Origin of the sequence: Ottowia thiooxydans DSM 14619 (assembly GCF_000422885.1) — a bacterium.
GTDB lineage: Bacteria > Pseudomonadota > Gammaproteobacteria > Burkholderiales > Burkholderiaceae_C > Ottowia > Ottowia thiooxydans.
The window spans coordinates 35,536-57,301 of the sequence record NZ_AUGX01000013.1 but is presented as its reverse complement, the minus strand read 5'-3'; the positions used below and the strand labels follow the sequence as shown (position 1 = coordinate 57,301).

Annotated in this window: 21 protein-coding genes; 6 read left to right on the top strand and 15 right to left on the bottom strand. The window is 59.5% G+C overall.

Going from position 1 to position 21,766, the window contains the following annotated elements; genetic code table 11:
- Positions 1–98: 98 nt before the first annotated feature.
- Entirely contained in the window at positions 99–908 is an 810-nt protein-coding gene (locus tag G518_RS34930) for an IclR family transcriptional regulator (RefSeq protein ID WP_051236529.1), read from the bottom strand.
- 320 nt (positions 909–1,228) lie between these two features.
- Here G518_RS34930 and G518_RS0112420 point away from each other — a divergent pair, with 320 nt between their 5' ends.
- The 6 genes from G518_RS0112420 (at position 1,229) to G518_RS0112395 (ending at position 7,098) form a co-directional block, all read left to right on the top strand.
- Positions 1,229–2,443, top strand: coding sequence for a CaiB/BaiF CoA transferase family protein (locus G518_RS0112420; RefSeq protein ID WP_028602818.1), 1,215 nt, complete (start codon positions 1,229–1,231; stop codon positions 2,441–2,443).
- Positions 2,444–2,511: 68 nt separating this feature from the next.
- Complete coding sequence (locus G518_RS0112415) at positions 2,512–3,678, top strand: acyl-CoA dehydrogenase family protein (RefSeq protein ID WP_036594481.1); 1,167 nt, start codon at positions 2,512–2,514, stop codon at positions 3,676–3,678.
- 12 nt (positions 3,679–3,690) lie between these two features.
- A complete protein-coding gene (locus G518_RS0112410; protein ID WP_028602816.1) occupies positions 3,691–4,467 on the top strand; it encodes an enoyl-CoA hydratase/isomerase family protein in 777 nt (258 codons plus the stop codon).
- Positions 4,468–4,483: 16 nt separating this feature from the next.
- Positions 4,484–5,605, top strand: a complete 1,122-nt coding sequence (locus G518_RS0112405; protein ID WP_028602815.1) for a thiolase family protein — start codon at positions 4,484–4,486, stop codon at positions 5,603–5,605.
- Position 5,606: 1 nt separating this feature from the next.
- Entirely contained in the window at positions 5,607–6,062 is a 456-nt protein-coding gene (locus G518_RS34925) for a Zn-ribbon domain-containing OB-fold protein (protein ID WP_051236527.1), read from the top strand.
- A 55-nt stretch (positions 6,063–6,117) separates the two neighbouring features.
- Positions 6,118–7,098: a Bug family tripartite tricarboxylate transporter substrate binding protein gene (locus G518_RS0112395; protein WP_028602814.1), complete on the top strand. Its 981-nt coding sequence runs from the start codon at positions 6,118–6,120 to the stop codon at positions 7,096–7,098.
- 309 nt (positions 7,099–7,407) lie between these two features.
- Here G518_RS0112395 and G518_RS0112390 read toward each other — a convergent pair whose 3' ends face one another.
- The 14 genes from G518_RS0112390 to G518_RS0112325 all read right to left on the bottom strand — a co-directional run bounded on the left by G518_RS0112390 (position 7,408) and on the right by G518_RS0112325 (position 21,733).
- Positions 7,408–7,716 (bottom strand): hypothetical protein, encoded by a 309-nt coding sequence (locus G518_RS0112390; RefSeq protein ID WP_028602813.1) that lies wholly within the window; start codon positions 7,714–7,716, stop codon positions 7,408–7,410.
- Between the two features lie 124 nt (positions 7,717–7,840).
- Positions 7,841–8,461, bottom strand: coding sequence for a YceB family lipoprotein (locus G518_RS0112385; protein WP_156909372.1), 621 nt, complete (start codon positions 8,459–8,461; stop codon positions 7,841–7,843).
- A 220-nt stretch (positions 8,462–8,681) separates the two neighbouring features.
- Positions 8,682–9,878, bottom strand: a complete 1,197-nt coding sequence (locus G518_RS34920) for a CaiB/BaiF CoA transferase family protein (protein ID WP_036594479.1) — start codon at positions 9,876–9,878, stop codon at positions 8,682–8,684.
- 44 nt (positions 9,879–9,922) lie between these two features.
- The gene (locus tag G518_RS0112375; protein WP_051236523.1) at positions 9,923–10,933 is read right to left on the bottom strand and encodes a Bug family tripartite tricarboxylate transporter substrate binding protein; all 1,011 of its coding nucleotides are present in this window, start codon (positions 10,931–10,933) and stop codon (positions 9,923–9,925) included.
- A gap of 22 nt (positions 10,934–10,955) precedes the next feature.
- Positions 10,956–11,927, bottom strand: a complete 972-nt coding sequence (locus G518_RS0112370; RefSeq protein WP_028602810.1) for an NAD(P)H-dependent flavin oxidoreductase — start codon at positions 11,925–11,927, stop codon at positions 10,956–10,958.
- A gap of 12 nt (positions 11,928–11,939) precedes the next feature.
- Positions 11,940–12,728 carry an enoyl-CoA hydratase/isomerase family protein gene (locus G518_RS0112365; RefSeq protein WP_028602809.1) on the bottom strand — a complete coding sequence of 263 codons (789 nt, stop codon included), beginning with the start codon at positions 12,726–12,728 and terminating at the stop codon, positions 11,940–11,942.
- A gap of 51 nt (positions 12,729–12,779) precedes the next feature.
- Positions 12,780–13,910 carry an acyl-CoA dehydrogenase family protein gene (locus tag G518_RS0112360; protein WP_028602808.1) on the bottom strand — a complete coding sequence of 377 codons (1,131 nt, stop codon included), beginning with the start codon at positions 13,908–13,910 and terminating at the stop codon, positions 12,780–12,782.
- Positions 13,911–13,926: 16 nt separating this feature from the next.
- Positions 13,927–15,102: an acyl-CoA dehydrogenase family protein gene (locus tag G518_RS0112355; RefSeq protein ID WP_028602807.1), complete on the bottom strand. Its 1,176-nt coding sequence runs from the start codon at positions 15,100–15,102 to the stop codon at positions 13,927–13,929.
- Positions 15,099–16,046 carry an SDR family NAD(P)-dependent oxidoreductase gene (locus tag G518_RS34915; protein WP_051236521.1) on the bottom strand — a complete coding sequence of 316 codons (948 nt, stop codon included), beginning with the start codon at positions 16,044–16,046 and terminating at the stop codon, positions 15,099–15,101. Before G518_RS34915 ends, G518_RS0112355 begins: the two co-directional genes overlap by 4 nt.
- Before the next feature lie 29 nt (positions 16,047–16,075).
- On the bottom strand, positions 16,076–17,044 hold the full coding sequence (locus tag G518_RS34910) for a Bug family tripartite tricarboxylate transporter substrate binding protein (RefSeq protein WP_051236519.1): 969 nt from the start codon (positions 17,042–17,044) through the stop codon (positions 16,076–16,078).
- A gap of 59 nt (positions 17,045–17,103) precedes the next feature.
- On the bottom strand, positions 17,104–17,961 hold the full coding sequence (locus G518_RS0112340) for a MaoC/PaaZ C-terminal domain-containing protein (protein WP_028602806.1): 858 nt from the start codon (positions 17,959–17,961) through the stop codon (positions 17,104–17,106).
- A 9-nt stretch (positions 17,962–17,970) separates the two neighbouring features.
- A complete protein-coding gene (locus tag G518_RS0112335; RefSeq protein ID WP_028602805.1) occupies positions 17,971–19,122 on the bottom strand; it encodes a thiolase in 1,152 nt (383 codons plus the stop codon).
- Positions 19,119–19,520, bottom strand: a complete 402-nt coding sequence (locus G518_RS0112330; protein ID WP_051236517.1) for a Zn-ribbon domain-containing OB-fold protein — start codon at positions 19,518–19,520, stop codon at positions 19,119–19,121. Before G518_RS0112330 ends, G518_RS0112335 begins: the two co-directional genes overlap by 4 nt.
- The gene (locus G518_RS0112325; RefSeq protein ID WP_028602803.1) at positions 19,520–21,733 is read right to left on the bottom strand and encodes an acetate--CoA ligase family protein; all 2,214 of its coding nucleotides are present in this window, start codon (positions 21,731–21,733) and stop codon (positions 19,520–19,522) included. Before G518_RS0112325 ends, G518_RS0112330 begins: the two co-directional genes overlap by 1 nt.
- Positions 21,734–21,766 lie beyond the last annotated feature (33 nt).

The following is a 21,766-nucleotide window of genomic DNA, read 5'->3' as shown; positions in this document are numbered from 1 at the left end:
TGGCGACAACTCCACACTCAGCCCTTTGCGTGTCGCGCGCACATTTTTAACTGAAAGCCCAGGCCATTCATCATGGCCTGAGGTTCGGGGCATGGGTTTCAAGCGCCGCCGCAAACCTCAGCGATCTGCGCGGCTGCATACATCAGCACCGGTACCATTTCCTGCATCTTTTCTGTGTTCAATCGCTCCGATGGACCGCTGATGCCGATGGCGGCGATGGATTGCCGATCAGCATTCAGGATGGGTACGGCCACTGAGTTCACATTGGTACGCCAGCCACTTAGCGTGATGGCGTAGCCCTGGTTACGCACCTGCTTCAGCTCTTCCTGAAACGATTTGAGCTTGATGTTGGTAGCTTCTGGCCGACTGGCGATGATTTCCCGTGTGATGGCTTCGGCATCTGATCGGAATGCCAATTGCGCCCTGCCCGTTGCAGTGAAGATGGAGGGCACCCGCGCGCCCGGCGACGCAGTAGGCCGCAGGGGGTACATCGAGAGCAATGTGTCGAGATACAGCACATCGGTGCCCACCAGCAAGGAAAGATTCACGCTCTCCTGGAACTGCTGGTTCAGGCTGCGCATGTGGGGTTGAGCCGCGCGCTTGATCGCGCTCCGGCCGACGACCCGCATACCCAACTCCCACGTCTTCAAACTGAGCTCGTAGCGGCTGGTCTCAGCGTTCTGACGCACATAGCCAAGCGCCTTGAAAGTGGTCAACAGACGGTGCGCATTGCTCCTCTGCCAATTGAAGTGCTGCGCTATCACCGAAACCGCCTGCGGCTGATCTTGCGCCGCAAGGAATTCGATCAACGCCATTCCCTTGACGACGGTGCCATCAAGGCGGGGGGTTGATTCGCTTTCAACTTTTGTGGTCTCTGCCACAAGGGAAGGTACGGAAGGATCGGTCACTACTGCACCAAAAACAGATATACGCCGGCCGTTGGGCACGCCTCCGCCGTAAACAGAACATCGGCAGATTATGCCCCTTCAGCGCATAAAGAGACCCTTGCAATGCATGGCTCATGCCACCTCTACCCCGCGCACCCCAGCATTCGAGCGAACGCAAGCGCACTGGATGGACCAAGGGAAAACCCCTATTCGAAGCCGAAGCCGCATACATAAAATAAACATCATTCTAAATATTGGAATCATGTTCTACTCAAATTGAATGTGGTTTCTGGCCTTTGAGCCAACGCCGGTTCCCCGTTGTCTCAGCGCAATTCCTCTCTATGACCCAGCATTTGATTCCCCCGCCGCTTTCTGGCGTTACCGTCATTGACCTCACGCAGATCTATAACGGCCCCTATGCCACCTTTCTGATGGCCCAGGCCGGAGCGACGGTGATCAAGGTCGAGTCCCCCTCCGGGGAACACCTGCGCAAGAGAGAGCGGGCCAGCGGTGTGGCACAGCCTTTCGGCGTGCTCAATCCAAACAAGAAGAACGTCGTGCTGGATCTACAGGCCAGTGCGGGGCGAGAAACTCTCCTTGAAATGGCCAAGCAGGCCGACGTGATCGTCTACAACTTCGCTCCCGGCGCCATGGACCGGCTCGGCCTGGGCGTAGACACACTTCGTCAGGCCAACCCTCAGTTAATCGTTGCGTCCAGCACAGGCTATGGCAGTACAGGCCCTTATCGGGACTACCCGGCTATGGATCTCACGGTGCAAGCCATGTCCGGCGTGATGAGCATCACCGGCGGCCCGGACACACCCCCATTCAAGGCTGGCCCGGCACTGTGCGACTTCTTCGCCGGTGTGCACTTGTATGGCGCCATCACCACTGCACTGTACGAGCGCGCCATGACTGGACACGCCTCAAACATTGAGGTCTCCATGCTCAGTTCGGTATTTCCCAGTCTGCTGTCGAGCCTGGGCTTGCACCAGCGCGGCGACCAGAGCTGCAAGCGGACGGGCAATCGCCATGGTGGCCTCACGATGTGCCCGTACAACGTCTACCCCACCTCTGACGGAGCCATCGCGATCCTGACTGTGGCCGACACCCACTGGGTGGCGCTTGCACGAGTCCTTGATCGTGTCGAATGGTTGGAAGACCCGCGTTTCGCCACTCGGGCGTCTCGGCTGGTGCATATGGAAGAGGTGGATGCGGCCATAGAAGCGGTGACCCGCCACCTCAAGAAAGGCGACTTGTTTGACGCCCTGGTGGAATCACGTGTGCCGTCCGCTCCAGTGAGAGAACTGGACGAGGTGGTGAACGATCCCCATCTGCACGAGACCGGCATGCTCAGCTGGGTAGACCATCCGCTGTATGGCGAGATGCTGGCGCATGGAAGCCCATTGACGTTCGCGGATCACAGCACCCCGGGCTACGTGCCCAGCGGCCAACTGGGCCAAGACACCGAGCAGATCGTGAAGGGTCTGCTGAATCTGAACGACGACCAATACCACGCGCTAGTCAGCCGCGGTGCATTCGGTGAGCACCCCTAAGGCGTGTTGACACTTCCTGATCACACCGCCCTTCAATCCTCTTCTCCTACACACCTCTGGGAATTCCTATGAATGAACACGACGCAGGTCTCTCTGAAGACCTTATTCAGATCCGCGAGACGACCCGACGCTTCATGCAAAAAGACGTCAAGGCCGCAGAAGACCAGGTCGCACACGACGCCTTCGAGTTGCCCGAGCATCTGCTCAAGCCCTTGTCTGAAAAAGCCAAGTCCATGGGCTTGTGGGCCGCTCGAGCGCCGGAGGAGTTTGGTGGTGGTGGATTGAGTCTGCTGGCCGCTGCTGTGGTGGCCGAAGAAACAGCCAAGTGCCGCATGGGAGCCTACATACCTGCTTGCGGTACGACAGGTTCCAACCCGCCCGCGCCCGTGCTGCTAGGAACGCGTGAACAGATTGAGCGCTTCGCAGTCCCCGCCATACGGGACGGCAAGAAAGCCTTCGTCGCCATCAGCGAGGCCTCCGGTGGCTCTGACCCGGCACGATCCATCCGCACCCGCGCCGTCCGCAAAGGAGACAAATACATCTTGAACGGAGCCAAGATGTGGATCACAGGCGCCGCCTCCGCTACCTGGGGTCTGGTATTTGCACGCACGGGCGAACAGGGCGAGCGTGGAGGGGTCACCTGCTTCATCATCGAAGGCAAACCCAAAGGCCTGACCTGTCGCGAGATCCCCGTTATCCGCTCGTGGTCCCCCTATGAGTTGATTCTGGAAGACGTGGAAGTCCCGGTGGAAAACCGATTAGGTGAAGAAGGCCAGGGCTTCGCACTGTGCGAAAAATGGCTTGTAGAAGGCCGCGTTCCCTACGCATCTGGAACCATCGGCATTGCCCAGGCCGCGCTCCAGATAGCCATCGACTGGGCGCGCGAGCGTGAAGTCTTCAAATCCAAACTTGCGGACAAGCAAGCCATCCAATGGATGATTGCAGACAGCGAGATGGAACTTCGTGCGGCCCGGTTGCTGGTGTATGAAGCAGCACGGCGTGGAGATGCGGGCCTCAACTTCAAGACCGAGGCATCAATTGCCAAAGTGGTGGCCACTGAAACAGCGGGCCGGGTCGTGGACCGTTGCATTCAAATTCTAGGCGGAATGGGCGTGTCCAAGGAAATGCCGCTGGAACGGTGGTACCGCGAGTTGCGCATCAAGCGCATTGGAGAAGGTCCTTCAGAGGTGCACCGAATGGTGCTTTCCCGCGAACTTCTCAGCACGCGCGCTTGAAGGAAAGTCTCCATGTCCATCGATCTCCATGTCAATGAAGAAGGCGTCGCGCTCATCACCATCAATCGGCCAGAGCGCAGGAACGCATTCGATCTCGAACACTACCAATTGATTTCCGAAGCCTGGGAGCAGGTGCGTGACGACCCCGCCATCCGCGTGTCTGTCATTACTGGCGCAGGTGACAAAGCCTTCAGCTCTGGAGCGGATCTAAAGTCCTACATCGGGCGGCCAACCACCATGTCTGACTTCTGGCTCACCCAGAAAGACCAGTTGCTCAACCGCGGCCTGGAAGTCTGGAAACCGGTGATTGCGGCCGTCAACGGGTACTGCGTGGGCGGCGGCATGACGCTGATGCTGGCCACTGACATCCGCATTGCCGTCCCGCACGCCACATTCTCGCTGGCCGAAGTCAAGCGCGGCATCATCGCGAGCAACGGTGGCACGCAGCGGTGCATCAGCCAATTGCCGTACGCGATCGCGATGGAAATGCTGCTCACGGGAGACTCGATTGATGCCGTGACAGCGGAGCGCTGGGGGCTCGTGAACAAGGTGGTCCCACCCGAACAGCTGCTGGACGAGGCCATGCGCTATGCGAAGCGGATTGCGGCCAATGCGCCACTGGCTGTACAGGCTGCCAAGGAATTGGCGGTCAAGGCCCCCACGATGGGGCTGGCCACCGGGCTGCGGATGGAGCAGTTCACCAACCGCTTGCTGTCCGGCACCGCCGATGCCAAGGAAGGCGCCCTGGCGTTCCAGGAAAAGCGTACACCCCGCTTCACGGCAAGCTGATAGCGGAGAACCTCCTATGCGTGGCAAGTACGTGATCGCCGGAATCGGACACACCGACTACGGCAACCTGGGCCTGGACACCGTCACTCTCAACGCGGCGGCATGCCGAGCTGCGCTCGCGGACGCGGGTATTGAAAAAGGCGCTGTGGATGGACTCTTCGTCAAAGTCCCGACATCAGGCCGCGAGATCCTCTATGGACAGAAGGTGTGCGAAGCACTGGGCATTCAACCCCGCTGGGGAGGCGCTTGGGATCAAGGTGGCGCGGCCAACATTACCCTGATCGATATGGCGATGATGGCCATCGAGACCGGCCAGTGTGAGGTTGCGCTCGTGAGCTACGCCGACAACCCTCGCAGCGGTTCACGCCAAGCCTATGCGCGTCCGCGTGGCAACGACGCAGCTTATGGGTGGTTCTCCACCGCCGCAGGCTACGCGATGATCCATCAAGCTCACGTGGCCGAGTACCAGACACCCCCTGAAGCTTTTGGCGCCGTGGCACTTGCGGCACGCAAGCATGGGGCTTCGAACCCCAAGGCACAGCTTCGCAAAGCGATCTCGATGGAAGACTACATGAAGTCGCCCTGGGTGGTAGAACCCCTGCGACGCGACGACTGCTGCCTGGTCTCCGATGGCGGCGCTGCCGTCGTGGTGATGAGCGCGAAGCGTGCGCACTCTCTTGGGGTCAACGCCCCTGTGTCGATTCTGGGCATTGGCGGCGGCCAGACCTCCTACGACGTTCACCTGCGCGAATCCCTGACTTCGACCCTGGCGAAGCGTTCAGGCCAACTGGCCTTCGACATGGCCGGCCTGAAGCCGCAGGACATCGATGTGGCTCAAATCTACGACTGCTTCACCATCACCGTACTCATGACTTTGGAAGATTACGGTTTCTGCAGGAAGGGTGAAGTACATGAGTTCGTACGCGACGGACAGATTGAGTTTGGCGGACGCTTGCCGCTCAACACCTCAGGAGGTCTTCTCTCTGAAACGGGACTACCGGGTATGCAACTGATCCACGAAGGTGTACGGCAGGTGCGCGGTACAGCGACCTTGCAGGTGCCAGGTGTCCGCCATAGCCTGGTCAGCAACCAGGGAGGCACCATGCACACCCATTCAACCCTGATCCTGGGAGCGTGACATGACAAGCTCCATCGTCATAGACATCGACGCGCAAAACGAGCCTTATTGGACTGGCCTACGCGAAGGGTGCTTGAAGTTCCAGGCGTGTTCGTGTGGTCATACCTGGCTACCTGCACGAGCACTCTGTCCGGCTTGCCTTGGCCACGCATGGCAGTGGAAAGACGCCTGTGGCAACGGTGTCATCAAGAGCTGGGTGGTGTATCACGTGGCATACCACCCCGAATTCAAGGATCGCCTGCCCTACAACGTGGCCATCGTGAAACTGCAAGAAGGCCCGCAACTCATCACCAACATTGTCGCGCCTCATTCGCAGTTGCACATCGGCGCGAAAGTCCGTTTCAAGGCAACTGAGGATGCCGAACAACCATTGGCGATCTTTGAATTACTAGAAGACCAACCCGTACCGCCTGAGCAGGAGCAAAACCAACTTCCACGGCTGTCCGCTTCCAACTGATCACTCTTTCATTCACAACATCTGGCCGGCGCAGACCGGCACATGGGAACAAAAAATGAGACGCTCCAAATTCCTTAGATCCGCACTGATAGCCAGCGCAATCTGCACCACCTTCGGGATGGCTGCTCCCGTGCTTGCACAAGGCAGCTACCCCAGCAAGCCCATCAAATTCATCGTTCCGTATCCACCAGGTGCTTCCACTGACAACATGGCACGCGCCTTCGCTCAGGAGCTAGGCAAAGAACTCAAAACGACTGTGGTGATCGAGAACCGCCCGGGTGGCGGAACTTCTATTGGTGCCTTGGCGGTGAAGGGGCAACCAGCAGATGGACACACGCTGTTTTTTCACACTGGTGAGCTTGCTGCCAGCAAGTTGGCCAATCCTGGCCTGGCGTATGTCCCGAGCGACTTCGAGGTCATCACGCCCTTGGCCAAAACCGCATTCACCCTGATCGTGCCCACTCAGTTCAATATCAAGACAATGGATGATCTGAAAGCACACGCGGCCAAGAAACAGGGTGAACTGAACTTCGGCACACTGGGTCTTGGGGCCAACCAATACTCGATGCTCAGCAGAACACTGAGTCAGCACCTGGGTGTGACTGCGACCATGATTCCGTACAAAGGGGGCATGGAAGGTGTTACCGCAACCATGACCGGTGAAATCGACGCCTACTATGCCACTGTCGGCTTAACGCGGGGACAGAAAGACAACAACCGGATTCACGTGCTCGCCACGACTGGCGACGGGCCAAACAAATTCCTTCCAGGCGTGAAGTCATTCAAGGAGTTGGGCGTCAAGGACATGGTGTACTACAGCCTCTACGGTGTGGCCGTGCGCGCGGATACCCCGGAGCCCATCAAGGCAGTGCTCAAGGATGTGACGCGCCGCGTGACCGATTCCGATGAACTGAAGAAAGTCCGCCAACAGATCTCGCTGGAAGACTTCGCGGGCACCACAGATGATTTCAAGATGGAATCGCAGAAAAACTTCTTGATGCTCAAAGCTGCTTACGACCAGGAAACCAAGAAGTAGACCAACGCAGAAACAACAGGATTCGCACTAGCGTGCGAGCCTGCCGTGTTTTTCCATGAACTCAAAGAAATAGAGCCCTGTATACCTTCGTGGCGACGTCACTAGAAATCCTCTGCATGACTCGATCGGAAAGCTGCCAGGTTAAGTCGGGAGGGGATACAAGGCGAAAACCGCATTGATAGCCGTAGCTATCGCGAGGATTTTTGCGGCCGGCGTAAGCAACGCCGCAGACTGCCCCAGTCCGCGCTAGCTAAGCATCGTTCGGCGTATGCAGAGGGTCCCTGGATACGGCTGGACCCTCGCGTGTGATCAACGCATTTCACCGCTTTTGACTCGATAGCCCAGTGCAATGGCTTCACGGGTCTGCTCACGAACTTCGGCACGGCTCGTGGTGCTAGTGGCATTTGCGTTGAATTGCATGAGAGGGCGGTCACCAGCAACAGGCGGCATGATCAAGGCTTGATTTTTCACTTCAGCCCGACTGAGGCTGCTAGTGACAACGCCGTCTTGAAACAACGAAAACTGCGGACCTTCTCCAGACACAGGCTGGGCGGCAAAGGCGCTGCCTGCAAAAGATGCGGCGAGTACGGTAGCGAGGGCGATGGTCTTGGCTTGCATGATTCTTTCCTTTTCAATCGGTTTGAGCTTCGGGTTCTAGTGAGAAGCGGCACTTTGGCTGCCCCTCTGCCTTGAATACGCGTCAAACTCTTGTTTGGATTCAACTCTGCGGAAATTTTCTTTTTTAAGGCCCTGGAAGGGCCGGCAACAACTCCACGCGCAAGCCTTCGCGCGTCACGCGCACCTCGCCCACCCTATAGCCCAGGCCATTGACCAGGGCCAGCTGGTCCGGTTTGATTTCCTGTAGCACCATGCCATTCAGCAGTTGCTCCACCATGCGGGGCGCGGCGCGAGCGAAAAGTGGTTGGTACTGCTGCGGAACAGATGGAAAGTCGACCTTGCCGACCCGCACGTCGACCATGCGAATGCTGCCGTCTGCGGCATCGAAGCGGATGCCGTAGTCCAGATCCACTCTCCCCTCATAGCGCGTACCCAGAAGCATCTCTGCGGCGGTCAGGTCAATAGAAGTGCCTAGCCGGTTGGTTTCAGGCAATAGCTGCAGGCGAGGGCGCTGCAAGGTGACATCAATCAGGCCTGAAAGACGCCGCTGTTGCGGGAATTTCTTGCCGATCAGTTCTTCCAGTTGCGCTCTTGGCAAGGTGTAGGAGCGCGTACCGTCCGCACCGGCAGACAAGCGGTTCGCGCAAGCAGGCAGGGTGATCAACAGGCCGGCCAGCGCGATACCGGCCAAAGCGCCCAGGCCTTGCCGGCGCGTGATCAATCGAATATGAGGTGAATTAGGCACGCCTCATTGTGCATCGTCTGACAATCGGGAACATCTGCAGATGTGACGCCCCGTTGCTCCGCCTTCGCCCTTCGAGGGAGGAAACCGGGATCGACGGGTAGCGGAATCCTGTTCAGCAAGCAGCGCATTCAGGTAGGCCGACCGCCTAGCGGGAGCTCGGTGGTCCCAGCGAACATCCGGGGGCCGGCCTCCGGATGTTTGGCGAGTCACACCCCTGGATTCAAGTTTGGCGTCTGCGTGTACAAGCCACACCCTCGGCAATAGCGGTCTGAATGTCCTGGGCTGACAACCCCTGTTCGGCCAGCACGTCTTCGGTATGCTGGCCCACCTCAGGACAGCTCGAAAGCGCCCCAAACGCTTCAGCGGGAAACGCCCCCGGCACATTGGGTACAGGCACGGGGCTGGGCAGATCCGGGTGGTTCAACCAGGTCAGATGACCGGCCTTCACACTCTCTGGGTCACTCAAGAGGTCACTATAGGAGCGTATCTTCGCGTGGAGTATGCCGGCCTGGCTCAGCAGGACGCTCCATTCTTCAGAGGTGCGCTCCAAGAGCTTTTCGCGCACAACGGCATTGATCGCGTCGGCATGGCGCACACGATCGGCACGCGCCACGTAGCGAGGGTCATGCGCAATATCAGGCCGGCCAAGGACTTCGAAGAAGATCGCAAAATGCGCGTCCCGGTTGACGGACAGGCTCAGAAATGAATCCTTGGTGGCATACACACCCAGGGGTACATACATGATCTCCGGGTTGCCCCCTTCCAGATGGAATTCCAGCAAGCGCGGAGCTTGAAGGGCCGTGGCGCACTGCATCAGATTGCAGTCTATGTATTGGCCTTTTCCAAAACGGAACATTCTGAGCAAGGCCGCCATGATCGCCTGCGCGCCATAGATTCCAGACACCACGTCAATCAGGATCATGGGAAACCGCTGCGGCACACCCTGGGCATCTCTATTCAGCGACATGAGGCCGGAATAGCCTTGAATGATCGCATCCGTAGCAGGAAGATCCGCGTTCGGGCCACTCTGGCCAAAACCTGTCACGGCCAGATACACCAGCTTGGGGTTTCGCTCAAACAGCTTGGCCGGGTCCAGGCCCAGGCGTGCCATCACACCTGGGCGAAAAGACTCCACCACCACATCTGCCGTGGCCGCGATCTCAAAGGCAATCTCGCGTGCCCTGGCCTGCTTGAGATCCAGCGCAAGCGATCTTTTGCCCCGGTTGTAGTAGACCGAAAACGCACTGAAATTTCCGAACCGCTTGCCGAGATTGCGCCCCCAGTCACCTTCCGGGGGCTCGATCTTGATCACCTCTGCCCCCTGGTTAGCAAGCAGAAACGACGCGTGAGGGCCAGCAACGCCCTGCGAGAAATCGGCCACCTTGATACCCGCAAGCGGCAGGGGACTGGAAGACATTGGCAAAGTCATGCGGATACAAAGAATCTTGAAGGGAAAGTGGCTTACTCGGGCTTGATGCCCACAGCGTTGATACTGGTAGACCAACGTTCGCGATCCTTGCGCAGGTATTCGGCAAACTCTGCGGGGGAAGAATGAATGAACCGCCCGGCACAGCAGGCGTCAATTCGCGCAATCATCTCCGGCTTGCGCAAGGCCTTTATGAGCGTGGCGTTGAGCAGCTTAACGATGTGTTCTGGTGTCCCCGTAGGCGCGAACACCCCGATGAATGCCGATGCCCGAAACCCTGGGACACCGGCTTCCGCGCCGGTAGGCACATCAGGCAATTGTGGAACCCGTTCCGGCGAGCTCACCATGAGTGCCTTCAGGCGGCCGCTCTTCAAGACTTGCAAGCCGGAGGTCACGCCCTGCACCGTAAAGCTGAGCTGTCCGCCAATCAGGTCGGTGGTGACCTGAGGGCTGCTCTTGTAGGGAACACCAGTGGCCGTGGCCCCCACTTCTTTCAGGAAGGTGGCCCCCGCAATCTGTGCCACAGCGGCGCCCCAGCCATAACTGGCCTTGTCCGGGTTCGCTTTGAGCCAGGCCACGAACTCGGCAACATTGTTCACGGGCATGCTTTGAGGCACCGCGAGCACGTAGTACTGCTCGTTGATGGGGCCGATAGGTACGAAATCTTTCACAGGGTCGTAGGGCAGTTTCTTGAATAGAAACTGGTTATTGGTCTGTGTGGTGTTCGATGTGATGAATAAGGTGTAGCCGTCGGCGGGCGCTCGGGCGACGGCTTCTGCAGCGATGAAACCGTTGGCACCGGCGCGGTTGTCCACGATGAAAGGCTGGCCCAGTTCAGAGCGAAACTCCTCAGCCACCGCGCGCGCCACGATGTCGGTGGCGCTCCCCGGCCCGAATGGAAGAATCACCCTGACGGGCTTGGTAGGCCAGGCCTGCTGGGCAGTTGCGCTGATCGAGGCCAGCGCTGCCGAGCCCAGCAGCAGGCCGGTGAGCACGCCTTTCAGCATGCGGCCTAGGCCGCGTGAATGGTTCAAGGAATTCTTCATGTTTGTCTCCTTCAGTGAAAATCTATACGAGGGAAGCTGCCTGCGCCATGCTGGGCATAGCGCAGGCTTGCACGTATTCGCGGCGCAAGCGCCGCACTAGCTCGGATACCGTGGGGATGTCTTTGATCAGCCCCACACCCTGCCCGGCACTCCACACGTTTTTCCAGGGACGCACCTCAGGGGGCAAGTGGTCCGCTCCGGGCTGCGCTGGCCTCTGCATAGCCGGGTCAATTCCATGGCTGCGCAGTGAAGGCAATAGCCAGTTCGCGGGCACACCATTGACGGCCGGTGTGTAGGCGAGATCTGAAATGCCGGAATCCACCAGCATGCGCTTGTAGTCATCAGGCGCATCTGATTCCTGCGTGGCGATAAAGCGTGTTCCCAGGTAGGCGAGATCAGCACCCAGAACTTCAGCCGCGCGAATGGCGGCGCCGTTGGAAACGGCGCCAGCCATCACGATGGTGCCTTCGAACATGGCCCGGATCTGGGGAATCAATGTGAGCGGAGTGACTTGCCCGGAGTGACCGCCCCCACCCGCCGCAATGGCGATGATGCCGTCAGCTCCGGCGCGGATGGCTTTCTCAGCAAATCTCAAAGAGGTGGCGTCGTGCCACACCACGCCGCCGTGCTCATGCACTTGCTCGATCAGGCGGGTAGGGTCACCCCGCACGGATACCACGATATCCACGCGCGCGGCTTTGCAAATACGAAGGTAATGGGCCATCTCCTCACCGCTGGCCCGAAGGTTCAGATTGGTGGCGAGCGGCCCCAGGCGTGCCTCAGGGTGCTCAGCCTGAAACTCATCCAGTTCACGCCGCAATGCCAGCATGTCTTGTTCGAACGCCTGCACGCTGGGCCAATTGCGCGGATTGGTTCCCGCAATGATCCCGGCTTTACAAGCTGCCGCCAGCAACGGCCTTCCACTCACCAGGTACATGGGCGCGCAAAACGCTGGCAACACCAGCCGCGCGCGTAGTCGAGGATCAAGTGCCATGGCGTGTAGTCCTCAACGTCCAATGAACACGGGCGCTCGTTTTTCCGTGAAGGCTTTTCGGCCTTCCTCATGGTCTACGCTTTGCCTCAGGCTCTGCTGCAGGTCGGCTTCCATTTGCAAAAGGTCGTTCAAGGAATCTGGCGCACGCGCCAGCACCGCCTTGACCGCAGCCGCTGAGCGCGGAGCCACCACGGCGTATTCGGCACATTTTTTCAGTGCAGCGGCAAGTGCCTGGCCAGGGGACACAAGCTCGTTCACCATGCCGAGCGTCTTCGCTTGCGAAGCGTCCAGCACGCGCGCCGTGAGCAACACATCACGGGCGGCAGCTTCGCCCACCCGGCGCGGCAAGGTCCAGAGCAAGCCGCAGTCAGGCATCAGGCCCACCTTACCGAACGCAGCGCCAAACCTGGCATCTTCCGCAGCCACCACCCAGTCGCAAGCCATCGCAAACGACATGCCGGCCCCAAAGGCGACGCCTTCCACCGCTGCCACCACTGGTTTAGGCCCACCCACCAACAAGCGAATGCAATCGTGCAGGATCGCCAGACGGCGCCCGCCTCCCACGATGTCACGCGGTTGACCAGGAGCAGCCATCTGGCTCACATCGCCACCCGAGCAAAAATGCCCCCCGGCACCCGTGAGCACCAGCGCATGAACCTGGTCGTTATCACCCAGTAGCCTGAGCTGTGCGAGCAACTCGTGGCGCATGTCCGTGGATATGGCATTGCGGCGCTCTGGTGCCGACAGAGTCAGAATCGCCACGCTGCCTTCGATGCGAACGTGAAGAGGGGAATCGTTCATCAGTACTCCTGGAGTCATCTGTGGCTGAAGTGATCTCTATGGCGTAGCCCGTCAGGCCATGGCTTCACGTTGCGCCATCCGTGAGAGGTGATGGCGCGTGTCGCCAAGCAGGATGTCAATGGCCAACAGGCGTTTCATGAAATGGCCAATCTGCAGCTCATCCGTCACGCCTATGCCGCCATGCAATTGCACAGCGCTTTCGCCTATGAAGCGGCCCGCCGACCCAATCTGAGCTTTGGCAGCCGCTGCCACGCGCATGCGTCGAGCGGGCGAGTCATTCAAGGAGAACGCGCAAAGCATCGCCAGAGAGCGAGACTGCTCCAGCGCCATCACCATGTCCGCCACCCGGTGGCGCAACACCTGGAACTGCGCTAGCGGACGGCCGAACTGCTGGCGGGTTTTGAGGTATTGCACCGTGGCCTCTACGGCGCTGGACATCACACCCACCGCCTCGGCGCACAGTGCGGCAATTCCATGGTCTATGGTCTGCTCCACCACACCAGCTGCGGCGCCCTCAATGCCTATCAGTTCGGCCTTCACACCGTCCAGAACCATGTCACTGGCGCGGCGCTCATCCACGGTTCGGAAGTCGCGGCGCTTGAGGCCAGGCGCATCGGAGTGAACCCAGAACAACGACAAACCCGCGGCATCGCCAGGTTTTCCGCCAGTGCGAGCCACCACCACCAGGTGATCTGCATGCGGTGCGTCGAGCACGGCCAGCTTCTGTCCGTTCAGCACCCAGGCTTCGTCCTTCTTGCGGGCCTCGCAAGCCAAAGCGGACCAGTCATAGCGTGTGCCTTGTTCCAGCAGTGCGAACGCACCGCGAACCGAGCCATCCGCGATACGCGGAAGCCACAACGACTTCTGCGTTGGCGTTCCAGCCAGGCTCAGCGTTTGAGCGCACACCACGGCACTGCTCCAATAGGGCTCCAGCACCAGGCCCTCTCCGAAGGATTCCATGATGATCGCTTGCGCATCCGGGCCCAGCCCCAAGCCACCATAGGCTTCGGGCACTGCCACGGCCGTCCAGCCCATGCTGGCCATCTGTCGCCAGGTTTCGGCATCAAAGCCATTTAGCTGCCTTGCGCACCGGCGCCAGGCGCTGAAGGTATAGCGATCGCGCACAAAACGCGTGGCGGCGTTACGCAGCTGTTGCTGCTCATCTGTCAAGGTAAATTGCATCGCAGGGCGCCTTGCTTCAATCACCAAAGGCCAGCTTGGCGATGATGTTGCGTTGGATTTCACTGGAGCCGCCGGCGATGGTGAGAGAGCGGAACACCATGTACTCAGGAACACGGCCCGTGGCGTAGGAAGGCAGGGGATCGTCTTCATGCGGACCTCTGCTTGCTTCTTCGATATCGAAGTGCAAGGCATGAGGCCCGAGCGCCTCCACCGCCAGACGCGTGAGCCGCTGCGTGATCTCGGAGCCCCGCAGTTTCAGCACGGACGAGAGCGCCGGTGCAGCATGGCTTTCCTGAAGCCTGAGCGTGGTGGCTTCAGCTGCCATGATCTCCACTTCCAGTTGGGCAAGCTGCGACATGAACTCCGCGTCGCCCCGCAGCCTCGCTCCGGCGATCGCTGGGTCTGCGACGATGCGGTGTATGCGTTCAAACCGCTCTCGCGCCCGTCCAAGCTCAGCAATACCGCTGCGTTCGTGCGCGAGCAAGGCCTTGGCATAAGTCCATCCCCGGCCTTCTTCTCCAATGCGGTTTTCCACCGGCACCCGTACTTCGTTCAGGAATACTTCGTTGGTGTGATGCGCCAGGTCCAACGTATGGATAGGGCGAACTTCTACGCCGGGCGAACGCATATCGATGAGCAAGAAGGTGATGCCCTCCTGCTTGCGCGCTGCGACCTCCGTGCGCACCAGGCAGAACATCCAGTCAGAAAAATGCGCGAAGGAAGTCCAGACTTTCTGGCCGGTGACCACGTAATGATCGCCGTCACGTTCAGCGCGGGTGGAGATCGCCGCCAGATCGGAGCCTGCGCCAGGCTCGGAATAGCCCTGACACCACCACTCGTCGCCTTTCAGAATTGGAGGAAGAAAGCGCGCCTGCTGCTCCGGTGTGCCGTGCGCACAGAGGATAGGGCCAATCATTTTCACCATCTGGGGCTGTGTGCGCGGTGCACCCAAGCGCGCGCACTCATCGTCAAAAATCTGGCGATGTGCGGCAGTCCAGCCAGCGCCGCCATGCTCCATGGGCCAACTTGGCGCACCCCAGCCGCGTTCATACAAGCACCTCTGCCAAAAGACATAGTCAGCCTTTTCCAGCTGTGAATAGCCACGCATCACACGTTCGCGCAGCTCCTCCGACAAGCTCGCGCGGATGAAGGCCCGCACTTCATCCCGGAACTCGCGCAGATCTGCAGTCATGCGCCAGCTTTCTGCGCTTGTTCACGCTTGACGACCGGAGCGATGGGGGGAACGCCATTCAGCAGGGCGCGGGGCAGGCACTCTTCCAGCTCCTCCAGTGTGAACAAACCGTCACCCACTTTGAACATCGAATTGCGATCTTCGCCAAAGTAATAGGTATTGATAACGCCCTTCTCCACATGGAATGTCTGTCCGTTTATGAAGTCTGCGTCCTCCAGGCAGAGGTAGGCTGCCAAAGGAGCCACGTATTCCGGCCCTTTGGCCTGCATCGCGGCGTCGTACTGTGCCTGGGTGATCAACCCACTTTCGAGCTTGCGTTTGCGGTTGGCCGCCACCTCAGGCGTGGCGGTCATGCGGGTGTCGGCCACCGGGCACAGCGCGTTGGCGGTGATTCCAAACTTGGCTGTTTCCTTGGCTATGGAACGCGTCAGGCCAATGATGCCGGCTTTGGCCGCAGCGTAGTTGCACTGCCCGAAGGTTCCTTTGAACGCGTCTGAGGACAAACTGACAATGCGCCCGAACCCCTGCGTCCGCATGTAGCGAATGGCGTGGTGAGACATGTTCCACATGCCCTTGAGGTGCACACCGATGACCGTGTCGAACTCATCCTCGGTCATATTCCAGATCATGCGTTCTCGCACCACACCGGCAGAGTTGATGAGAATGTCGATACTGCCGAAACTGTCTATGCACTGCTGCACCATCTGCCCGGCCTTTTGATGATCCGAGACAGATTCATGGTTGGCCACCGCGCGCCCACCCGCCTGAACGATTTCAGCCACCACTTCATCTGCGGGCCTCTCCGTGGTGAGCTCGCCACTGCGGCCCAGACCTGGGTCATTGACGACCACCGCAGCGCCCTGACGAGCCAGTTCAAGCGCAATGGCGCGACCGATACCTCGCCCACCACCGGTCACGATGGCAGATTTTCCTTTTAGCTTCATAGTTCTTTCTCCTTTGAGCGGGTACAGCTTCACTGCTGTGGAAGCTTGTGTTGCTTGAATTCCTGAATGGTCTGCACAAGCGCAGCATTCATACTGGTTTCGAACTCGGCAAGGCTTGCCGTGTAAGTCGACATCTGGATGCGCTGACGCACCACCTTCATCTCCTCCGAAGCACTGACTTCCCGGAAAGCCGTGCGCAGCGTGTCGAGAATGGGTTGGGGAATATCGGAGCGCGCGAACAAGGCGATCCAGAGGTCATCCGTCATCTGCGGAATGCCCGCTTCCTTGAAGGTGGGCACGGCAGGCAGGAATTCCGAGCGGACTTCGCTGGCGATTCCAATCAATCTCAGGTTCGAAGACTGCGCGTGTGGGTGGGCCAATGCCACCGACGCAAAATACCCATCAATGTGGCGGCCCAGCACGGCGTTCACTCCGTCAGCCCCGCCCTTGTAAGGAATGTCCTGCCACTTGAAGCCAGCTCGCGTCGCAAATTCTTCCGCCAGGATGTGGGTTCGCCCGCCACGCCCCAAAGTGCCATAGGAGAGATCGTTGCGGCCTTTCGCGTACTCAACGAACTCCTTGATGTCGCGTGCCGGCCCCTTGGTCGAAATCATGAGCACATAAGAAGATTTCCCCAGTACCGCCACCGGCTTGAAGTCAGCCATGGCGTAGCCCGGTTCCTTGAAGGCATGCAGGTTGCTGACGAACCCGTTGGACTGCAGCAAAAGCGTGTAGCCGTCAGCCTCTGCGGCTTTCACACCCCGCGTGGCAATCAGGGTGCCTGCTCCAGGCCGGCTCTCGATGATCATCGCCTGCCCAAGTTTCTTTCCCACCAGTTCCGCAGCGGCGCGTGTGAGCAGATCCGTGGAGCCCCCTGGCGCGTAAGGCGAGACGATCTTGATGGTCTTGTTGGGGTAGCCTGTGGCTTGGGCATAGGCTGAGACGTAGCCCGTCAAGGCCAGCGCCGCGCATAGCAAGATTCGCAGTTGAGTCTTCATGTTCTTGTCTCCTTTTCCTGGGTTTTTAGTCATCTACGGTGTGAGAAAAAGTCGCCTCGTCAGGCCCTTCGAACACGGCACATACCGTTGTCCAGAACCACCTTGTCACGCGCCTCTACGCTGCAGCGGAAAGACACCACATCGCCATCGATCCACGCCTGGGTCGTGATGCGCTCTCCGGGGTAGACCGGTGAGGTGAAGCGAACGTTGAACTCTTCAATGGCCGTCTGGTCGTACTCACAAACCTGAGCCAAAATCTCCCGGCAAGCCACTCCATAGGTGCACAAGCCATGCAGGATTGGCGCCTTGAACCCCACGCGCGCAGCCAATTCAGGGTCGGCATGCAGCGGGTTCATATCGCCGTTAAGCCGGTACAGCAAAGCCTGATCCGCACGCGTATCGGAAGCCGCTACGAGGTCCGGCTTGCGGGTGGGCATGACATGAGGATGCGGTGCGGGTCCGAGATCTCCGCCCATACCGCCATCACCACGCGCGAAGGTCCCTTGTCGTAGCGCATACAACGGTTCGCCCGTGGCAGCATCCCTGACCTCTGTATCCACATAGATCAGAACGCCCTTGCCCTCACCCTTGTCATGCACAGCACTCACGCGAGACGACGCCAGGAGATCCGCCGCCGGAGGTAAAGGGCGGAATAGCTTCAGGACCTGCTCACCATGGACGATCTTGGTACGATCCAGACCCGCATTCAGCAGCAGATTGGTGCGTGAGACCACACACGCTAGCGAGGGTACGACCTTTAGCGGTTCCTTCTCAAAGACGTATTTCAACTCCTGCCTATCCAGCGGATCGCGACCCATGCCGACGCTCAGCGCATACAGCATCACGTCCTTGGGTCGGTACGAGAAGCTCATGTCGTCCACACGGAGCGCTTTCAGTTTTTCGTAAGTCGTGGGCATGGCGACTCCTTAAAGCGTTTCTTCTGTACCGAAGATCAGCGTGGCCTGGCTCGACAAAGTGCCCCCATTCCCATGTGCAAGTGCGACCTTGGCTCCCTGGACCTGACGTGCGCCGGTATCACCACGCAATTGGCGCACCGCTTCAACCATGGTGAAAAGGCCATACATCCCGGGGTGCGTGCACGAGAGCCCACCGCCATTGGTGTTCACCGGCAACGCACCGCCCGGCGCTATGCGCCCGCCCTCCACGAACGCTCCGCCTTCGCCTTTCTTGCAAAACCCCAGGTCTTCCAGAAAGAGAATGGGGTTGATCGTGAAAGCGTCATAGAGCTGGAGTACATCGACATCCGCTGGTTGGAGGCCGGCATACTCGAAAGCCCGGCGCCCAGAATCTGCCGCGCCTGTCACGGTCAGGTCATCCATGGCCATGATGTTTCGGTGTGTGGTGGCTGCAGCTCCTCCCAGCAGGTGCACGGGTGCATGCGTCGTGTGGCGCGCACGGTCGGCACGCGTCATCACGACGGCAGAGGCGCCATCAGTCACCAGGCAGCAATCACGCACGCTCAAAGGGTCGGACACCATGCGCGAGGCCAGCACTTCATCAATGGTGAGTGGATCACGCGCGAATGCCTCGGGGTTGAGTTGCGCCCAGGCACGTGCAGCTACGGCCACCTCGGCAAACTGACGGCGGGTCGTTCCGTACTGGTACATGTGTCGTGCAGCCGACAGCGCGTAGGCTGATATCGGATAAGTCGGCTTGTACGGGCCTTCATATGGGAAAGGCCGAGTCGGTGTGACCAGCCTGCCTGCGGCGCTGCGCTGGTTGCTTCCGTAGGCGATCAGTGCCACATTGCATAGACCAGCCTCCAGTGCCAGGGCGGCCACGATGGCGTGGGTTTGAAACGACGAGCCGCCCACACGGTTGTTGTCTGTGATGGCAGGGTGGATACCGAAATATTCTGACAGGCTCAACCCCGAAAATTGATCTTCCGGGAGCGCGACGAACAGGCCATCGACATCCTTCAAAGCCAGGCCTGCATCGTCCAGAGCGGCCAAGCTCGCCCCGGCGGCAAGCTCCAACGCTGTGAATCCGGGCGCTTCACCGAGACCATAGGTCGCGGCGCCCACTACGGCTGTCTTGCCTCTTGGAAATTTGCTCATACCGAGCTCCCTTCCATCGGAAAGAACACAACTAGGGGCTTATCACCCTCTTGCACAATGCGTGCCGTCACGCGCATGCCTATCTGTACCGCATCGGCGGCCATGCCGTCCACACGCGACATCATCCGAGGCCCCTCTTCCAGATCAATCAGGCAAACGTTGTAAGGCTGCGCCGGAGCGCGAGGGCGGATCACCGTGGCGGAGTAGACCGTGCCATTGCCTGAGGCGTTGACCCATTCGAGATCCATAGCCCCCGTCACAGGTTCTGCAATGCGGGGATAGAACACATACGCACCACTGCTGGCGCTGCGCTGGATCATGAAGCGGCCCTCGCGCAGAAACTGCTCGTAGTCCAGATCTGGCGACCTGACAGGCGATGAAGGAGAAGTCGGGTTCATCAATGTTCTTTCTTGGATGAGCAGTCAATGAGATCTGGGGTCCGTTCCGGCTGAATCTGCTTAAGCCCTTCGACAGGCTCAGGGCGAACGGCTAAGGCGTTACGGTGCGGGATCACCAGGTAGTCCACTGCGCACACACTGCTTGCGTAAACCAGCACCGGGTTGAGATCGATTTCTTCAATAGCGTCTGGATGCTCAGCTGCGAGACGCGCCAGGCCGCTGGCCAACAGCGCGAGGGCCCGCACATCGCCAGGCTCCCCACCGCGCCAGCCCTCCAGGAGCGAAAAACCTTTGAGCGAGCGAATCAAATCCTCGGCCTGGTCCGGCGAGACGGGTACGGGCGAGAACGCCACATCACGAAGCAGCTCAACGAACACGCCGCCCAGTCCCACCATGAGCAGATGCCCGAAATCTGGATCCCGGGTGATGCCCAAGACCATCTCCAACCCGGGCGGCATCATCTTCTGGATCTGCATGCCCTCAATGCGTGCCTGCGGAGCAGCACGTGCGACGTTGGTCAGTACCTGCTCATAGGCGCTTTCCAGATCCTCATCACTGCGCACATCCAGAGCCAGGCCGCCTACCTCCGTTTTGTGCTGAACCTGAGCGGACACGATCTTGAGCGCCACGGGGTAACCCATACCGTGCGCGGCAAGAAGTGCCTCTTTCTTGGATGCCACCACGGCCTCAGGGGGTAAGGCAATGCCATAGGCGCGAAGCAGTTGTGCCTGCTTGCCTTGGTCCAGCATTTCCCGGCATGCCTGCTCCGACACGAGGGGCGCACTGGCAACCGATTCAATGCACGCTTTCTGCGAGCTCCACGTCCGCCGAAATGCCCCATAGTCACTCAAGGTCTTGAGCGCAAAGGCGGTGTCGCGCATACCCAAGGCCAAGCCCCCCATCCGGGACAGCGCATCCAGGTTATCCTGGGTCGCGTAGGCCTGGGAATGAATGATGACTGGAAGCGATGTAGATGCGAGAAATGGCTCAAGCGCAGGCTGCATCTGCTTGATGCGATCCTTCGCAGCCAGAGACATCGCAATGACCACCGCATCCATGTAGTTGGCCTCAGTCATCACGCGCAGTGCTTCTGCCAGCACCTCGCCCTGGCCTTCAATCACGCTCGCGCTCATGTCCACCGGATTCGCAATGCCACCAATGGCGGGAATCACTTTCGCAAGGCGAGCGTGCAGCGCCTCATCTGGCACCGGAAATTCCAACCCCATGGCGGAACAGGCGTCCGCCAGCCACACGCCCGTTCCGCCCGAAGTAGACAGCACGGCAACCCGGTTTCCACGCGCCGGGGACAGGCAAGCCAACACCCTGGTTGCCGTCAACGCCTGATCTGAATCCAGCGCGCTCACGACACCGTAACGTCTAAAGGTAGCCTCATACGCGGTCATGGCCCCAGTGAGGTGGGCAGTGTGTGAAGCCGCCGCCCTGGCTCCGGCAATCGAGTTGCCGACTTTGCAGAACACCAGAGGCACTTCATGGTCGGCAGCCAGCTTCGCCACCCGGGCAAAGCGCTGGCCATCTTTCAACCCTTCGACGAACAAAAGGATAGGACCGCTGCCACCCTCCCTGACGATGTGCTCCACAAAATCCAGGCACTCCAGGTCAGCTTCGTTGCCTGTGGTGACCAGATGCCGGCAGATCAGGCCTTGCTGCTTCAACTGAGTAAAGAGCCCAAATCCGACAGCACCACTTTGCGAGACGATGCTGATGGGCCGTTGCAGTCCGCCTTGTATGTGCAGCGGCGCTGCAAGGTGAATGGACGGGCTGAAGTTTCCCGCGACGTTGTCGCGCACATTAAAGAAGCCTTCACAGTTTGGCCCCAGCACGCGCATACCGGTTTCCAGGGCTACCGCGGACATACGGGAGACCAGTTGCCGTTCCGCTTCAGTGCCATGCGCTGCACCAGCTGTGAAGACCACCGCGTTCATGATCCCAGCACCAGCGCATTCGCGCAGCACATCACACACGGCCTCTGCCGGGGTGGCAATCAGCGCCATATCCGCGCGCTGCGGTAACGCTGAAATGCTTGGATATGCAGGCAAACCCTGCACCGTGGCGTGCGACGGATTGACCGGAAGCAAGACACCGTCATAGCCGCTTTCGATCAGGATGCGCAGCATCCGTCCGCGTATTTTGGAGACGTCTTGCGACGCACCAATCACGGCAATACTCCTGGGATTTAGGAATGTCTCCAGCATGTGGCCTTCTCAAAAACCAGAGCACTGACATCA

Bases quoted from the DNA above. Each gene is read 5' to 3' on its own strand.
- G518_RS0112420 (WP_028602818.1), top strand. From the start codon at position 1,229: ATGACCCAGCATTTGATTCCCCCGCCGCTTTCTGGCGTTACCGTCATT.
- G518_RS0112415 (WP_036594481.1), top strand. From the start codon at position 2,512: ATGAATGAACACGACGCAGGTCTCTCTGAAGACCTTATTCAGATCCGC.
- G518_RS0112410 (WP_028602816.1), top strand. From the start codon at position 3,691: ATGTCCATCGATCTCCATGTCAATGAAGAAGGCGTCGCGCTCATCACC.
- G518_RS0112405 (WP_028602815.1), top strand. From the start codon at position 4,484: ATGCGTGGCAAGTACGTGATCGCCGGAATCGGACACACCGACTACGGC.
- G518_RS34925 (WP_051236527.1), top strand. From the start codon at position 5,607: ATGACAAGCTCCATCGTCATAGACATCGACGCGCAAAACGAGCCTTAT.
- G518_RS0112395 (WP_028602814.1), top strand. From the start codon at position 6,118: ATGAGACGCTCCAAATTCCTTAGATCCGCACTGATAGCCAGCGCAATC.
- G518_RS0112390 (WP_028602813.1), bottom strand. From the start codon at position 7,716: ATGCAAGCCAAGACCATCGCCCTCGCTACCGTACTCGCCGCATCTTTT.
- G518_RS34920 (WP_036594479.1), bottom strand. From the start codon at position 9,878: ATGTCTTCCAGTCCCCTGCCGCTTGCGGGTATCAAGGTGGCCGATTTC.
- G518_RS0112375 (WP_051236523.1), bottom strand. From the start codon at position 10,933: ATGAAGAATTCCTTGAACCATTCACGCGGCCTAGGCCGCATGCTGAAA.
- G518_RS0112370 (WP_028602810.1), bottom strand. From the start codon at position 11,927: ATGGCACTTGATCCTCGACTACGCGCGCGGCTGGTGTTGCCAGCGTTT.
- G518_RS0112365 (WP_028602809.1), bottom strand. From the start codon at position 12,728: ATGAACGATTCCCCTCTTCACGTTCGCATCGAAGGCAGCGTGGCGATT.
- G518_RS0112360 (WP_028602808.1), bottom strand. From the start codon at position 13,910: ATGCAATTTACCTTGACAGATGAGCAGCAACAGCTGCGTAACGCCGCC.
- G518_RS0112355 (WP_028602807.1), bottom strand. From the start codon at position 15,102: ATGACTGCAGATCTGCGCGAGTTCCGGGATGAAGTGCGGGCCTTCATC.
- G518_RS34915 (WP_051236521.1), bottom strand. From the start codon at position 16,046: ATGAAGCTAAAAGGAAAATCTGCCATCGTGACCGGTGGTGGGCGAGGT.
- G518_RS34910 (WP_051236519.1), bottom strand. From the start codon at position 17,044: ATGAAGACTCAACTGCGAATCTTGCTATGCGCGGCGCTGGCCTTGACG.
- G518_RS0112340 (WP_028602806.1), bottom strand. From the start codon at position 17,961: ATGCCCACGACTTACGAAAAACTGAAAGCGCTCCGTGTGGACGACATG.
- G518_RS0112335 (WP_028602805.1), bottom strand. From the start codon at position 19,122: ATGAGCAAATTTCCAAGAGGCAAGACAGCCGTAGTGGGCGCCGCGACC.
- G518_RS0112330 (WP_051236517.1), bottom strand. From the start codon at position 19,520: ATGAACCCGACTTCTCCTTCATCGCCTGTCAGGTCGCCAGATCTGGAC.
- G518_RS0112325 (WP_028602803.1), bottom strand. From the start codon at position 21,733: ATGCTGGAGACATTCCTAAATCCCAGGAGTATTGCCGTGATTGGTGCG.